Source organism: Streptomyces sp. NPDC001373 (genome assembly GCF_042895815.1).
In the GTDB taxonomy this organism is placed as follows: Bacteria; Actinomycetota; Actinomycetes; order Streptomycetales; family Streptomycetaceae; genus Streptomyces.
Genome location: NZ_JBIAWQ010000006.1, coordinates 1 through 15,176 on the forward strand (window position 1 = coordinate 1; position 15,176 = coordinate 15,176).

At 72.4% G+C, this 15,176-nt stretch carries 9 protein-coding genes and 1 pseudogene; 8 read left to right on the plus strand and 2 right to left on the minus strand.

The genetic code is table 11. The features are described 5' to 3' along the window. The first annotated feature begins 332 nt into the window (after positions 1-332). Positions 333-1,220: a potassium channel family protein gene (locus ACFY15_RS15505; RefSeq protein WP_390688199.1), complete on the plus strand. Its 888-nt coding sequence runs from the start codon at positions 333-335 to the stop codon at positions 1,218-1,220. Between the two features lie 45 nt (positions 1,221-1,265). Here the strand turns inward: ACFY15_RS15505 and ACFY15_RS15510 are convergent. Continuing rightward, positions 1,266-1,394, minus strand: a pseudogene (locus tag ACFY15_RS15510) (protein phosphatase); the annotation flags it as partial. Positions 1,395-1,598: 204 nt separating this feature from the next. Here ACFY15_RS15510 and ACFY15_RS15515 point away from each other — a divergent pair. From ACFY15_RS15515 to ACFY15_RS15525, 3 genes are all read left to right on the plus strand, one after another. Beyond that, positions 1,599-2,453, plus strand: coding sequence for an ABC transporter ATP-binding protein (locus ACFY15_RS15515; protein ID WP_390688200.1), 855 nt, complete (start codon positions 1,599-1,601; stop codon positions 2,451-2,453). Further along, positions 2,453-4,852 carry an FtsX-like permease family protein gene (locus ACFY15_RS15520; protein WP_390688201.1) on the plus strand — a complete coding sequence of 800 codons (2,400 nt, stop codon included), beginning with the start codon at positions 2,453-2,455 and terminating at the stop codon, positions 4,850-4,852. Before ACFY15_RS15515 ends, ACFY15_RS15520 begins: the two co-directional genes overlap by 1 nt. 136 nt (positions 4,853-4,988) lie before the next feature. Further along, on the plus strand, positions 4,989-6,086 hold the full coding sequence (locus tag ACFY15_RS15525; protein ID WP_390825599.1) for a hypothetical protein: 1,098 nt from the start codon (positions 4,989-4,991) through the stop codon (positions 6,084-6,086). 130 nt (positions 6,087-6,216) lie between these two features. Here ACFY15_RS15525 and ACFY15_RS15530 read toward each other — a convergent pair whose 3' ends face one another. Next, positions 6,217-8,160, minus strand: a complete 1,944-nt coding sequence (locus ACFY15_RS15530) for a hypothetical protein (protein WP_390825600.1) — start codon at positions 8,158-8,160, stop codon at positions 6,217-6,219. A 356-nt stretch (positions 8,161-8,516) separates the two neighbouring features. Here ACFY15_RS15530 and ACFY15_RS15535 point away from each other — a divergent pair, with 356 nt between their 5' ends. Genes ACFY15_RS15535 through ACFY15_RS15550 form a run of 4 tightly spaced genes read left to right on the plus strand, consistent with a single transcriptional unit; the run spans position 8,517 to position 14,366 of the window. Next, positions 8,517-11,633: an ATP-binding protein gene (locus tag ACFY15_RS15535; RefSeq protein ID WP_390825601.1), complete on the plus strand. Its 3,117-nt coding sequence runs from the start codon at positions 8,517-8,519 to the stop codon at positions 11,631-11,633. Beyond that, on the plus strand, positions 11,630-13,468 hold the full coding sequence (locus ACFY15_RS15540) for a hypothetical protein (RefSeq protein WP_390825602.1): 1,839 nt from the start codon (positions 11,630-11,632) through the stop codon (positions 13,466-13,468). Before ACFY15_RS15535 ends, ACFY15_RS15540 begins: the two co-directional genes overlap by 4 nt. Then, on the plus strand, positions 13,465-13,746 hold the full coding sequence (locus tag ACFY15_RS15545; RefSeq protein ID WP_390825603.1) for a hypothetical protein: 282 nt from the start codon (positions 13,465-13,467) through the stop codon (positions 13,744-13,746). Before ACFY15_RS15540 ends, ACFY15_RS15545 begins: the two co-directional genes overlap by 4 nt. Beyond that, positions 13,743-14,366, plus strand: a complete 624-nt coding sequence (locus tag ACFY15_RS15550; protein ID WP_390825604.1) for an HD domain-containing protein — start codon at positions 13,743-13,745, stop codon at positions 14,364-14,366. The genes ACFY15_RS15545 and ACFY15_RS15550 overlap by 4 nt, the downstream gene beginning before the upstream one ends. Positions 14,367-15,176: the final 810 nt, after the last annotated feature.

The window sequence follows — 15,176 nt, forward strand, 5'->3', positions numbered from 1 at the left end:
CGGCTACCTCACCCCAGCCGAGACCCGGCAGCGGCATCAACACGCTCTCGCGGCATAACCATCGAGTGTCCGAGATCACGGGGAAACTTCACACGACGGCTTCACCGATCCCTCGTGCGCCTCCGGTGACCAGGGCGACTCGCCCCGCAAGCTTCTTCAGGGCGGCCTCCTTCACGGCCTCGGGTCACTTGCCGCTTCCTCCTCCACGCTGGCATGCAAGGGGCACCGGGGCGTGTGCCGGCACCCGATGCCATCGCGGGGCTGGTGCCGTTGCGCTGACAACGGTGATTCCTTGCGGGGCTGCCGTGCCAGGGTGGGGAAGAGTGGCGGGTATGGCGTGGCTTTCGACGGCCGCTGGCGCGGTGCTGGTGCTGTTCATCCTCCGGGACGTGTTCCACACCCTGTGGCACCCGACGCGGCACGGCGGTCTGAGCAGGCTGATCATGATGACCGTCTGGCGGCTGTCGGCCGCCCTGGGTGCCAGGCGGCGGCCCGCGGGCCTGGCAGGCCCACTGGGCATGGTCGCCGTCGTCGCCCTGTGGGCAGGGACGGTCGCGGTCGGCTGGGCCCTCATCTACTGGCCCCAGATGCCCGAGTCCTTCTCCTACGCCGAGGATCTCGTCCCCGCCGAGCACGCCGGCCCCCTGGACGCGCTCTACATCTCCCTGGTCACCCTTGCCACGCTGGGGCTGGGGGACATCGCGCCGACGTCGGGGTGGCTGCGGGTGCTCGCCCCGCTGGAAGCGCTGGCCGGCTTCGTCCTGCTGTCGGCGACCGTGGCCTGGATCCTCGGCATCTACCCGGCCCTGGCCCGCCGCCGTGCCCTGGCCCTGCGCCTGTCCCACGTGCGCCGAAGCCGGGCCACCGCCGAGGCGCTCGACTCCGACGGAGGAGCCGCGCTCCTGGACGGGCTGGCCTCGGCACTGGCGGTGACCACGGTCGATTTCATGCAGTACGCGGAGTCGTACTACTTCTACGACGGCGACGAGAACACCTCGCTGCCCCGGCAGCTCGGCCACGCCGCCGACCTGGCCCGGCAGGCCGAAAGCGCGCGGCACCCCGATGTGCGCCTGTCCGCGTCGGTGCTGCGCACGGCGCTCGACGACCTGGCCGCCGTCCTCGACACACGCTTCGTGAGGACGCAAGGGAGCACCGAGCAGGTTTTCGCGGCGTACGTCGCCGATCACGGTGGCCGGGGCCAGCCTCATGAAGGGGCGTGACCCGGTCGCTTACAGGCGCAGGACGATCAGGGCGGTGTCGTCGGTGAGGCCGGCCGCCCGCAGTCCGTGGCCGACGACGTCGCCGACCGCCACGGCCGTACGGCCGCCGCCGGGCAGGTCGACGAGGTCGTACCAGTCGCCGCACACGTTCAGCGCCCCCACCGCGGGCCGGTAGTCGTGTCAGCGCGCAGCGGCATTCCCGGGCGTGGCGCCCAGACTTCTGCAACTCCAGCTGCACTGTGGGCTGGGATAACCCCCTTGCAGGGGTGGGGTTTTCCCCACCCTCGGTGCACGGGGCCGCGCCATGGCCGGCGCCGCACCATGATCCATAACGTGGGAGACGCGAACGGGACGAGACCGGAACGAAGGCGGCACATCATGGGGTTCAGGCAGGGCAAGCGGCAGCCGCAGGGCGAGAGCCCGACGCGGCCGTTTGGAGCGGGCGGCAGAGCCGGCGCGTGCGGGACCGCCGCCGTCGAGCTGCGCGGAATGCGCCGTACGTACGGCCGCGGCACCGCCACCGTGCACGCGCTGCGCGGGATCGACCTCAGTCTGCCGCCCGGCAGCTTCACTGCCGTGATGGGCCCCTCCGGCTCCGGGAAGTCCACCTTCCTGCAGTGCGCCGCCGGACTCGACCTTCCCACCGCGGGCTCCGTCCGTCTCACCGGCACGGAGATCACCGGCATGGACGAGAACGAGCTCACGCAACTGCGCCGCAGCCGACTCGGCTTCGTCTTCCAGGCGTTCAACCTCCTGCCTTCCCTCACCGTGGAGCAGAATGTGCTGCTTCCGCTGCGGCTCGCAGGCGGCGGAACGTTGCGGCAGGACCAGGACCAGGCCGCCCGCCTCCTCGCCCGCGTCGGCCTGGGCGGCAAGGGGAACCATCGTCCCGCCGAACTCTCGGGCGGCCAGCAGCAGCGGGTCGCCGTCGCGCGGGCCCTGATCACCCGCCCCGACGTGATCTTCGCCGACGAGCCCACGGGCGCCCTGGACACCACCACTGCATCGGAAATCCTTGATCTGCTGCGGTCCGTCGTCGACTGCCAGGGCGCCACCATCGTCATGGTCACCCACGACCCGGCCGCCGCCGCCCACGCCGACCAGGTCCTCTTCCTCGCCGACGGCCTCCTCGTCGACCGCCTGCCACGCAGCTCCGCCCAGAGCATCACCGCCCGGATGGCCACGCTCACCGAGCACTCCGCCATCCCGGCGCACACAGGAGCGACCGCCTGATGTTGCGACGCCCCAACGGCCTGGCCCGCGCCACAGTCCGCTTCCGCCCCTCCGCTTTCGCCGGTACCTTCCTCGCCCTGCTCATGACCGCCGCCATCGTCTCCGCCTGCGGCATCCTGCTGCAGACCGGGACACAGGCGGCCATCCCGCCGACCCGGTATGCCGGAGCCCCCGTCGTGATTGCTGCCGACCAGCAGGTCCACCTGCAGGTCGGCAACGGCGAGGCCGACCACAAGATCTCCCTGCGGGTTCCCGAGCGCGCCCGGGTCGACGCCGCTCTGCTGGACCGGCTCGCCCCGCTGGGCCGGACCGTGCCCGACGTGACCTTCCCCGTACGCGACGCCATGGGCGGCACCGTCGAGGCATCGGGCTGGGGCTCCACCGCCTTCACCGGTACTCGCCTTACCAACGGCCGGGCCCCCGCCGCTGCGGGCGAGGCGGTGCTGGGCGGGCCCGATGCCGACCCGGACCGCCTCACCCTCGACACCCCGGCCGGCAAGCGGGAGTTCCGCGTCGTCGGCCGCACGGAAGTCCCGGGCATCTGGTTCTTCGACACCGAGGCCCGATTCCTCTCGGGCCACCCGGACACCCTCGACGCCATCGCCCTGCTTCCCCGGGACGGGACCGACGAAGCAGCATGGGCCAGGCACACCGCCACCGCGGCCTCGAAGGTCCTCGAAGGCCGCACCCAGGTACTCACCGGCGCCGACCGCGCCCTGGACCCGCAGCTCAGGGCCGCCCAGGAGGCCCTGACCGGCATCGGCGGCTCCTTCGGCGGCATTGCCACCCTCGTCGCCGTCTTCACCGCCGCCGGCACCGTCGCCCTCTCCCTGGGGCAGCGCTCCCGCGAGTACGCCGTGCTGCGCGCCATCGGTGCCACCCCGCGCCAGATCCGCCGCACGGTCGCCGCCGAAGCCCTCCTCGTCGCGCCCGCCGCCGGGGCCCTCGGCTGCCTGCCCGGCATCGCCCTCGCCTCCTGGTGGTTCGGCGAACTCAAGGCCAAAGGCGCCGTCCCCGCCCCCGTCGAACTGACCGTCTCCTGGATCCCGCCGGCCTTCGCCACGGCCATCGCCGTCGTTGCCGCCCTGCTCGCAGGATGGATCGCCTCCCGCGGGCCGGCCCGCATCCGCCCCGGTCAAGCCCTCGCCGCGGCCGCTGTGGAGCGCCTCCAGCCGACCTGGATCCGCACCTCTCTCGGCCTCACAGCTTTGGCCGGCGGAACCGCCTGCGCGGCCCTGGCCGCCACCTCCTCCGGCGAGGACGCCACCAACGCCGCCCTCGGCGTCGTCACGCTGTTCACCCTCGCTGTGGCCCTGCTCGGACCGATGATCGCCCGAGCCTGCGCCTTCGTCTTCGGACTCCCGCTGAGCTCCGCAGGTGCAGCCGGGGAACTGGCCGCGGCCAACTCCCGCACCAACGCCCGTCGGCTCGCCTCGGCAATCACCCCCATCGTGCTCGCCATGGCCTTCTCCTCCACCCTGGTCTTCCTCCACACCAGCCAGGACCGGGCGGCGGCACGGCAGCAGCAGGCAGGGCTACTGGCCGACCACGTGGTCAAGGACCCTGCCTTGGGAACGGAAACGACAAGCGGCGTCGCCATCACCCGCACTGCCGTCATCGCCGAACTCGGCGCCGCCGCAGCCCGCCGGATCGAAACGGTCTCCGCCCAGGGGATCTCCGGCGACCTGACGACCGTCCAGGACCTCGGGGTTCGCGAAGGAAGCCTCGACCGCCTCGCACCCGGCAGGGTCGCCGTGGACCGCACCATCGCCGAGTCCGCACGCGTGGGTCTCGGCGACCGCATCGACCTGTACCTCCCCGACGGGACCCCGGCCACCCCCGAGATCGTGGCGATCTACACCCGCGGCCTCGGCCTCGCCCAGGTCACGCTCCCGGCCGCCGACCTCGCCGGTCGCACCACCTCGGGCCGCCCCACCGAACTCCTCGTCCGCGGGCCCGCTCCCGAGGGGCTCGGCCCCGTCACCGACCGGAAGGACTGGACCACTGCCCAGAGCATGGAGCGCGACCTGAACGCCTGGGCCAACACCACCATGGCGGCCGTCCTCGGCGGCTTCGCCGCCCTCGCCGCCGCCAACACCCTCGTGATGACCGTCCTCGACCGCCGCCGCGAACTGCGGATGCTCCGCCTGGTCGGCTCCACCCGCAGCCAGGTCCTGCGCATGCTCCGCTGGGAGGCGCTCCTGATCAGCGGATCCGGCATCATCCTCGGCACGGCGATCGCCCTGGCCACCCTGATTCCCCTGACCAGAGCTCTGACCGGCGAGCCGCCGCACGTCCCGCCACTGGTCTACGGCTCCTTCGTAGCAGGAACCCTCCTGCTCGGCCTGGCCGCCACCCTGCTCCCCGCCCGCCGAGCCCTGCACCCCGCCACGCCATGAGCCCAGCCCCCCAGGCGCGGAACCACCAGCGCGTATCCATTCCCAGGCCGACTGTGCTGCGCCCGCCTGCTGCTCTCCGGCCCGCGGGTGGGCGCTGGCTGCTGTCCTGCGCGCTGGCCGGCCGGCGGACCTGGTCGTGGCCGCGCTGAACATGGCGGCGGCCACCCGCGGCGGCGACGTCAGAGGCGTCGCGCGGGCGGCCGCGGAGGCCGCGCTGCGCCGTCTCGGAGACCTGGCCGTCGGCGCGTTCCCCGGAACGCTGCTGCCGAATCCGCTGGTGCGCGAGATGTCCCATCTGGCGCGCCAGTCCGACCTGTCCGCGCCGTTCACCGAGAAACTCGCGGCCGACATCTTCATGGGGACCTTCAGCCCGAAGTTCCTGACCGCCGCGCGCATCGCGGCCGACCTTCTGGAGGACAGCCTCTACGCCCGCTACTACGGGATCGACTGCGCCGCGGTGCGCAACATGGCGGTGGTGCAGGCCGCCGACGGCCTCGCCCTGACGCGTCCGGCCCGGACGGCACCCGCGTTCGACCGGCTGTGCGGGGAACGGGCCGGTACGGACGCCGCCCGCTCCTGGTCTCCGGCCGGCAACGGCACGGTCATCGAGCAGGCGCAGGTCCTGACCACCCACAACCTGGCCGTCCTGGTGCGGCGCGCGGGCGTCGCCCCGGAGGCCGGCTGGGAGGCCCTGGCCGAGGAGGGTTTCGCCGCGGTGTGCCGCCTCGTCGCCCGTGTCCACGGCCTCCCGCGCCCGCTCGGCACCGTCAAGGACGCCGCGTACACCTGGCGGCAGACGCTGTTCTTCCTGTCGCTGTGCCCGCCCGGCCGACAGGCCGCGCGTCCAGCGGATGGCGGCGGAGGCCGCCGGGCAGCCGTGGCACACGGCGGCCCGCCTCGCGCCGGTGATCGCCGGACTGCGCCTGGTCGCGGGAGGCGGCGCCTTCGACGCGGACGGCACGGCACTGGGCGGCCTGGCCCGCCGCTTCCAGGGCTGGACCACGACCGTCCACTGGATGGGCTCGGCCGTCCACTGACCGGCGGGGGCGAGACCGGCGGCCCCGGCATGATGCGAAACCGCACGTGGGCGAGGGGATACGACTACGAGAACCCGCTGAGCACCCGAGACGAGTGCGTCGCCGCCCAGCGTCCAGATGGTCCTGGCTCATGCCCACGGCAGGAGCTCGCACATGAGCAGGTACACCGCGAGGCGGGGCCGCCTCGGGGCTCGTGAGGCGGCTGGGTGGGCGAGCAGCCCGTCGGCAGTCTCCGTGCAGCCGTCGACGGTACGACAGACCGACAAGGAGCGGAAGGGCGGCCCCGGCCTTCCCGCCCCGGGCCGGCCAGGGCGGGGCTTCCTCAGGTCAGGGCAGGCTCGGGCGGGGTGTGGCGGACCGGCGGGGCCAGAAGTTGACGGCGGGGTTGCAGTCCCCGAAGACCACACGACGGCCGCCGGGGCCCGCCTCCACGAGGACCAGGCCGGTCACCGGCAGCGCCTGCAGCTGGGTCGGCTCGACCGTGAACTCGTAGAGGCGGCTGAGGTTCTCCCCGGTCGTGGTCGACTGGGCGGTGGACGTGTTGGTGGAGTCCTGCCAGCTGCGGGACAGCGACGTGGAGTACGAGCTGGAGCTGCCCCAGCTGCTGCCCGACGTCCCGCCGCCGCTGTTGGAGCCCCGCGAGTCCGACAGGCCCCTCTGGAAGGTGTAGCTGGTGCTCCTCCCGTCCGTGAGGGTCTCTCCCACCTGCCGGGTGAGCTGGTTGACGAGGAACTTGTGTTCCTGCCCGATGAACTGCGCAGCTGCCTTGGCCTCCTCGCCGTTGCCCATGCGCATGAACACCGTCGCGCTGTCGGAGCCGCCCGCGACGTGTGCGGCGGCCTCCCTGAGGTGTTCCAGGAGGAACACCAGACGCACCCCCGCGCTCCGCGCCTGGCGTGCCATCGCCTCGAGTGCCTCCCGGCCGAGGTGGTCGGCGCCCGCCACGACCAGGGTTCCCGTCCCGGCGGGGACGGCACGCCTGCGCAGGGCGTGCAGCAGCCGGAAGAAGACGAAGCGGTCGGTGAGGTCCTTGCGGCGGTGGACGAGGTCCTCGGTCGTGACGAGGGTCAGGCCGCCCGAGCTCCACCACTCCCCCACGTGCCCGTCGGCAGCCGTGGCCTCCGCCTTGGCGAGCAGTTCGGTCTGGGCCCGTACGTAACGCAACTCGTTCTGGACGCGCTCGCCCTGGCCGATCAGGTCGATCGCCTGGGTGACCGACTCGACCTCGGACGGGCTGAGCGGGCCGGCGCCGTCCGGGTCGGGGTCGTGGACGCGGAGCAGGACGCGCAGACCGGCAGCGAGACGAGTGAGGGTCACCGGCCCTTCGAGCGCCTCGGCGACGGTCTGGACCACGTCCACGTCGATCGTGTGGAGGTCGACGTCGGCGCCAGGAGGGCGCATGCTGCCCAGGGCTTCCGCCAGCGTCTCCGCCAGTTCCTCCGAGGTGAACTCCTCACGCAGGTCCATGCCGATCAGAGCCCCGGGCATGGGTACGTGGCTGACGGCGATGCCTCGCCGGGCGGCGAGCCCGGCCAGCTCCAGGGCCACCGCCTGCTGGGTGAGGTCGAGGACCACCACGGACTGCCCGCGCCCCAGGAGCGGTCCGCCGAGGGTGGCGAGCAGGCTCGCCCAGCCGTTTCCCGTACCGCCGAAGACATCGATCCTGCTGGGCCTGGAGGCGAGGACGAGGGGGTACCAGGTGTCCAGCGTCTCGTTGTGGCGCAGGTGCTCGTCGCGATGGGCGGCAAGCCGCGCCTGCCACGCCTTCGTCCGTGCTGCATGGCTGCTGCGCGCCTGCGCGCGGTCGTCCTCCAGCCGGTGCCGCGCCCTGCGCAGCTGGGCCTGTGGCGAGGTCGAGGCCATCACGATGAAGATGAGAACCACGACGCCGATCGCGAGGCCCACACTGCCGGCCGCGAGTGCGCCGCCGCCCGCCAGGAGGGTCAGGCAGCCGACACCCTTGGTGTTCCGGCCGACCGTGGCCCGCTCCTGCGCGGCGCGCACCTCGGCGTCGGAGGGCTCCACGTACACGGGCGGCCTCTGGGCGTCCGGGTGGGCGGGGGGCTCGGGCGGTGCGACGTACTCCCAGCCCCAGCGTTCCTCACCGCCGAAGACGCGCCGGGCGAGTTCCGCACCTGGCTCGTCCTCCGCGCCGCCCCCGTGGCTCACCCGGTCGCCGCGCCCCTTGTCCCCGCCCGGCTCCGCCCGGCCTCCCCGCCGTTCGTGGTCCTCGTGGTCCCCGGATTCGGTCACTGCGTCGGCAGCACTCATCAAGCCCCCCGTCATGTGTCGGAGCATCGTGCCCCCGCCGGGAGCACCTGTCATCTCCTCCACCTCGACGAGCGCCGCCTTGGCCTGAACTGTCCCTTGATTGACTAGAGTTGGCACACCGTCATATCACCGGTGTCCGGCTGTGGGCGCCACGGCGGCGCCGTTCGTACGAAGACCCCCGCGCCCGGTGGAGCGGATGCGGCCGCCGGTCGCGGACCGGCCCGGGGACCGGCCGGGCGCCCGGAACCGGCCATTCGGCAGCCAGTTCACGACAAGCGTGCCTCCGGGGACGCACTACTTGTGCCGCGGAACGCCCGGCTGGGGCCAGGATGCACCCACATCAGACGGGGGGCTGAATGAGCGACACCGTGACCGACGGCGCCGGGGCAGACCCCGAGCAGCGGATCCCCGCACTGGCCGGCTACCGCTTCCACCGACTGCTCACCATCCCACGTCGCCCCGAGGACCCGCAGGCGCAGGACCGTACACCCGCCCAGCTCACCGCGGCGGTCACGGCGGCCCATGCCGTCCTCTCCCACCGAAGCGGCACGGGCGCCGGCTCGGGCGCCACGGACCGGGCCGGCCTCGCCATGGCCTGGATCCGTCCGAACCGGCACGCGCCCCTGCACTTCCTGGCCGGCGGCCTGCCCTTCTTCCCGCCCGCCGGCGAGGAGCCCGGAGCGGGCCGCGAACGCCCGCTGCGCTACCCGCCCGGAGCCACGGCCCGCGAGGTGCCGCCGGAGCACGTCGCCCGGCTCCTGGGACGCATGCCCTACTGGGTGCCGTGCGGCGGGATGCACGAACCGCTGCGCCTGGGCGAGGACGGCCGCTCTCTGCCGACCGAGCGCCGCGGCTCCTTCGACGACGCGGCCGCCCACCTCCCCGACCCCTTCGCCTGGCTCGTCCTGGCCGAGCCGGTCCCGCACGACCGGCTCGAACAAGAACGCACGGCACTGGGGGTCTCGCTGCCCCGGCTGCGGCAGCGCGAGAACTCCGAGGCCGACCGGATCGCGGCCGAGCGGGCCGAGGCCCGCTACCGGGAACTCACCCGTGCGCTGGCCACCGGGCTCTGGAACGTACGGGTGCTGGTCGGCGCGGACCGGCCCGAGAGCGCCCTCGCGTCGGCGGCGCTGCTGTGCGGCTCCGGCGAACTCGACGACCTGCCCTACGTACTGATCCCCGCCCGCCACCCCGTACCGCTCGCCGACGCGATGGCGACGGAGGCCGACGCCGGGGCGGCGGCCGGCGGCGGAGGCCGGTTCACGGCGCCGGCCGAGCTCGTGGCGGCCCTTGCCCGCCCGCCCGCCCGCGAACTGCCGGGCATCCAGACAGTGACGGCCAACCGCTTCGACGTCAGCTCCGACTCCGGCCCGGATTCCGCCCCCGACGCCGCCCCCGACACCCTGGGGGCGGCCGGCGACGGCTTCCTGCTCGGTGACGTCCTCGACGAGTCCCTGACCGGCTCCGGGCCGCTGTACGTCTCCCGCGCCACCCTCAACCGGCACACGTTCGTCTGCGGCGCCACCGGCTCGGGCAAGTCCCAGACCGTACGCAGCCTGCTCACGGCCCTGTCCACGCACCGCCGGCCCATCCCCTGGCTGGCGGTCGAGCCCGCCAAGGCGGAGTACGCGAGGATGGCGGGCCGTCTCGCTGCGCACCGGGCGGCTGCCGCAGGAGGGGAGGCGGCCCCGGGGGGCGCCGGGGGCACGCACCCGTCCCCGTTCTCACAGGTCACCGTGATCAGGCCGGGTGACGTGGACGTCGCCCCGGCCTCCCTCAACCCCCTCGAGCCGGAGCCGGGCTTCCCCCTCCAGAGTCACGTGGACCTCGTGCGGGCCCTGTTCCTCGCCGCCTTCGAGGGCCACGAGCCGTTCCCCCAGGTGCTCGCCCGGGCCCTGACCCAGTGCTACGCCGCCGCCGGCTGGGACCTCGTCACCGGCGAGCCGCGCCCCGCCCACAAGCCCAAGTTCCTCCTCGACGAACCGGACGTCCCGCGCACCGCGCAGTACCCGACCCTGGCGGACCTGCAGAGCACCGCCCAGCGGGTGGTCGAGACCATCGGGTACGGGCGGGAGGTCACCGCGGACGTCCGCGGCTTCGTCGACGTCCGCATCGGGTCCCTGAGGGAAGGCACGCCCGGGAGGTTCTTCCAGGGCGGTCACCCCCTGGACGTCGCCGGCCTCCTGGCCGGGAACGTCGTCCTGGAGCTGGAGAGCATCACCAACGACCAGGACAAGGCGTTCCTGATCGGCGCCGTCCTGATCCGCGTCGTGGAGCACCTGCGCGTGCACCACAGCACGGGAGGGGTGCCGCTGCGCCACGTCCTGGTGGTCGAGGAGGCCCACCGGCTGCTGAAGAACGTCGAGTCGGGTCCGGCGGCCGCCGCCGTCGAGCTGTTCGCGTCCCTCCTGGCCGAGATCCGCGCGTACGGCGAGGGCGTGGTCATCGTCGAGCAGATCCCGAGCAAGATCCTCCCCGATGTGATCAAGAACAGTGCACTGAAGGTCATGCACCGGCTGCCCGCGGAGGACGACCGCCGGTCCGTGGGCGCGACCATGAACCTCCAGCCCGAGCAGAGCGAAAGCGTGGTCGCGCTCCGCCCCGGACGCGCGGCCGTGGCGGCCGACGGCATGGACCGGCCGGTGCTGACCGCCGTCCCGCACGGCGAAGGGGACGAGGGCACGGACGGAGTCCGCGCCGACCCGCCCCTCCTGGGCAGCCGGAGCCCGCTCTGCGGCGCCTCCTGCCTGCGCAGCCCCTGCACCCTGCGCACGATGAACGACGCGTACCACCGCTCCCTCGCGCCCCTGCAGGTGCTCTGGGTCGAGGCGGCCGCCACGGCGCAGGCCATGGGAATGCCCGCTTCCCGCCCTTCCCCCGCGGTACGGGACACCCTGACGGCCCTCCCCGCACGCGACCTGGACTGCGCCCTCGTATACGCGGTGGAACGCGCGGTCGCGGCCCGCGAACCCCTGATGCGCGGGGAGGTCGACCCCGCGGACTTCGGCGCGCGCCTGTACGCCGTACTGACGTCCCGCCTCTTCGGCACGCCACCACCGACCGAGGACCGCCGCCGGTTCGCCTACGCCAACTACCGCTACCGGGACGTCCTGGAGGCCATCCACGCGACCCGTGAGAAAACGCCCGACGGCCCCCACGCCTACCCCGGCCACGAGGCGGAATGGACCGCCCGGGGCCTCGTCCTGACCGGCACCTCCGGAGCCGACCACCGCCGCCAGGTCCGGGCCCTGGCCAACTACGCCCCCGACCGCGCCCACGGCCGGGTCGGCGACGTCGAGCGCAGCGGCCTTCGCGAAGCGGTGGCCGCACTGACGGGCGGAACCACGCGGGAACACGTCGAGCGCGCCTTCCGCCTGGCCTGCGCCCCGGGGCAACTGGTGGACGCGCTGGTGGACGAGGCCGCCGAACGCGTCGCCATCGAATGCGCCCACGGGAAGGAGCCCCGCCCATGACACCTCCCTCGGACCGGGCCGGCCACCAGCCCGAGCCGGCCACGCCGTTACCCAGACCGCAGCCGTCCGACGAGGCGGGGGTACCCGCCGCACGGAACACCGACCGCCGCAGCGAAGCAGCCACGGGGACGGAGACCGGAGCGGAACCTACCCGGGAGAACAACGCTCCGCAGGACGGGCCGGAGGAGCGCAATTCCCGCGCCGGCGAACGGGACGGCATCTCCCACCTCTCGTGGGAGCAGAACGACCGGCCGGCCGGCAGCGAACGGGACGGCACCGCCCACACAGACGCGGCTTCCTCCCACGAAGGCACCAGCTCACGGGACTCCGGCGCCACGGCGGACCGCGAGGAGGCCGGGGAAGGGGGCACCAGGCCCGTATCCACCCTGGAATTCGACGAGGACGACCGGGACCCGGAGGCCCCCGCGGCGGACGCCCCAGACCAGAACGAGGACGCAGCCCCACCCGACACCCCCGACGCCGACGGCCGCGACCTTTCCACCCCCGTGGTCCCCGCCCAGGACGCCCCCGCCGTGGACTCCACCACGCCGGTCTTCGCCACCCCGGACGCCACCACACAGGTCGCCGCCGACCCGAACGCCGCGGGGGCGCTCCAGCCCACGGAGGCGCCGTCGTCCGGAGGGGCCGAGCACACCACCGCCACCACGACGGTCCAGGCCGAACGGGAGCGGCCGGACACCACCGGTCATCTTCTTCCGCCCCCTTCCCCGGCGTTGCGTGCACGAGCGGAATCCCGAGGTGTCGGCGAGGCGCCTGAAGAGGACCCTGACCCCGGCGCGGCAGAGGATGTGAACGAACCTGACTCGCCGTTGGTGGAGGAGGGTGATTCCGGCGATCCGGAGAAGGGGGACCAGCGGGAGAATCCGCTGGCCGACGTGGCGGGGGTCCTCAGCGAGAAGTATCCGGAAGTGGCTTCGGTGATCACCAAGCTCGGTGCGGACAATACGAACAAGCTGAACGTGATCGAGAGCCTGAAGGACGCCGAGACCAGGGGCGGGCGGACCCTGGAGATCATTCAGGAACTCGCCGAAGGAGAGACCCTGGAGGGGCGCTCCCTGGAGGAGTACAGGTCCGAGAACCCCGGCCGTGGCCCTCTGTTCGAACCCGTGGAGCACGAGGTGAACCACAAGCCCGACGGGACATCCCGCAAGGACGCTTACGTCGAGCAGGCGAAGGTGGACGACCCTGTGCGGGCGCTCGGAGCCTCCATCGAGGGAAGCGACCGCGTGGCCCTCGACGACTACAGCATGCGGTTGCAGAACGAGGTGGAACCGAGCGTCTGCGAAGACGTGACGCGTCTGCTGGAGGAGGCCGGCGGCGACGACCAACTGAGCATCCGCACAAAATCCGCAAGCGGCCTGGTCGACAAAGTGGAGCGGATGGTGAATGGGAGCGACGGCCGAAAGCCCCGACCGGATTATAAAATCGGGGACGTCATCGATGCAGTGGGCGCGAGGATTACAGTCGATGACACCGCCCGCCTCGAAATCATCTTGGAAAAATCCAAAGAGTACTTAGGCGTCGGAGAAGGTGGGCGTCTGCTGGAGGTTGAGAACATGTACGCCGAGCCCAAAGGTGGAAATCCGAGTTACCGGGTCATCCCCATGGTCGTGTCCATCGAAGTCGAGGGAAAGCCGTACACGTACGAGCTCCAGCTCACGACGAGGCGGGCTTCCGTAGCAGCCGACCTCGAGCACAACACCGTGTACAAATCGCACATTGAAACGACGCCGGAGGAACGCGATGTGATGCGTAGGATGCAGGCAGAAGCATCGGCGCTGGATCAGGAAGAAACTCGCAGGAGGTACCCGTGACGGATCAGGCAGGCCCGAAGTACGTCATGATCTCGACGTTCCACAGGAAGACTGCGGACGGATTCATGTTCGCTGTTTTTGTGATCGACGAGAGAGAATGCGAATCTCTGGCGGAAATGAAGTCGATCAGGAACGATGCCCTCGCCGAGATCAATCGGCGACGCATTGTCGGAGAGTTTGAGACCCGCAGGGCGAAATCCGGTGAGGTGCCGTCGACCCTGCCGCGGTGGTCGGAGTACAAGAGGCAGCTTCAAGCTGAGGATCAGGAGTCGTCTTGACCCATCGGGTATTCGGCACGTGGCATGACTGGGACACCGCCCGCCGGCAGTTGGCGGTGGTCGCTCCGGAGGTTTCGGTGCGGCGGCTCGGGGAGGCCGTCGCGTTCGCCGAAGAGGCCCACGGGGACCAGAAACGGCCTGCGGGTGAGCCATATGTGGAGCACCTGCTGGAGGTGGTGGAGGTCCTCGTCTCGGGGGTCGGTGTCCGCGACGAGGACCTGCTGGTCGCGGCGGTCCTCCACGACGTCGTGGAGGACACCGATCGCACGGCCAAGGAGGTCGGCGCGCGGTTCGGCCCCCGGGTCGAAGCGTGGGTGGGATGGGTGACGAAGCCGGAGCCCGGGGCCGACGAGGATCCCGCCGAGGTGCGGAACCGCTACCTGCAGAGCCTGCGCGGCGCGCCGCCGGAGGTGCTGCTGCTCAAGCTTGCGGACCGGTACAGCAACGTACAGCGGCTCGACACCCACCCGCGGCCCGAGAAGCGGCGCTCCTACTACCGCGAGACGTGCCGCCACCTGATGCCGCTTGCCGCAGGGGTCCCGTGGTTCGAGGCAGCCTTCGCGGAGTGGCGGGAATCCTACCGGCACCTGGAGGACGGGGCTTCTGCGCCGACAGCCTGATGCAGGCCCCCCGACGCGGATCACCAGGCGCGGACCGACGCTCGGGGGCTGACAGGGCCCCGGTGGTGAGCGACCGTGCTGCGACATCGAACGGGGGCGTGATGGGGGACGTGAAGGCCGGTGACGTGGCTGGGAACGCGGCGGACGCTGTCGTCCCTGCGCCCCTCGTCTCGGAGGAGCAGGAGGAGAGCCAGTGGCGCTAGAGGGCGGTCAAGGCGTCGACATTCCGCCGCCCCCGCCGCCGCCCGTCGAGACCGCCGCCGGTCCGGATCCCGACATAGGAGCGGACCCGGGGCGCCGCGCGGAAGCAGCGGACGAAGGCGGAGGTGACGGGCGGCGGGAAGGCCTCGACCGGGACGCTGATGCCACCGACCGCAGCCGGGAGGGCGCCACCGGGGAGCGGGAGGAAGCGGACGCCGGGGCGACCCGGATGTCGGACCTCTCCTGGGACACGGACCAGCAGACCACGACCACCGGCGCCGACGACGAGGGGTCACAACGACTGGAGGCCGGATCCGACCGGACGGACCACGGAGCGCGGGCGCGGCAGGAAACACGGCCCGAGCCCACCCCTGATCCGGCGACTCCGGACGACACCGCACCGGAGAACGACCGGCAGCCTGCATCGGAGCCCGGCCGGCCGGTGGACGAGACGCCTGACGGCCCCGATCCGGACGAGCCGCCGACGGACGGGACCCCTGCGACCGGTCCGGACAGCCAACAAGGCGGCAGGGGAGACGAACCCCCGTCGAAGCCGCCCGCCGACAGCCCCCCGGCGAACGGCCCTGAGGAAGATCCCCGCAGGGACGA

Bases quoted from the DNA above. Each gene is read 5' to 3' on its own strand.
- ACFY15_RS15535 (WP_390825601.1), top strand. From the start codon at position 8,517: ATGAGCGACACCGTGACCGACGGCGCCGGGGCAGACCCCGAGCAGCGG.
- ACFY15_RS15530 (WP_390825600.1), bottom strand. From the start codon at position 8,160: ATGAGTGCTGCCGACGCAGTGACCGAATCCGGGGACCACGAGGACCAC.
- ACFY15_RS15520 (WP_390688201.1), top strand. From the start codon at position 2,453: ATGTTGCGACGCCCCAACGGCCTGGCCCGCGCCACAGTCCGCTTCCGC.
- ACFY15_RS15515 (WP_390688200.1), top strand. From the start codon at position 1,599: ATGGGGTTCAGGCAGGGCAAGCGGCAGCCGCAGGGCGAGAGCCCGACG.
- ACFY15_RS15540 (WP_390825602.1), top strand. From the start codon at position 11,630: ATGACACCTCCCTCGGACCGGGCCGGCCACCAGCCCGAGCCGGCCACG.
- ACFY15_RS15505 (WP_390688199.1), top strand. From the start codon at position 333: ATGGCGTGGCTTTCGACGGCCGCTGGCGCGGTGCTGGTGCTGTTCATC.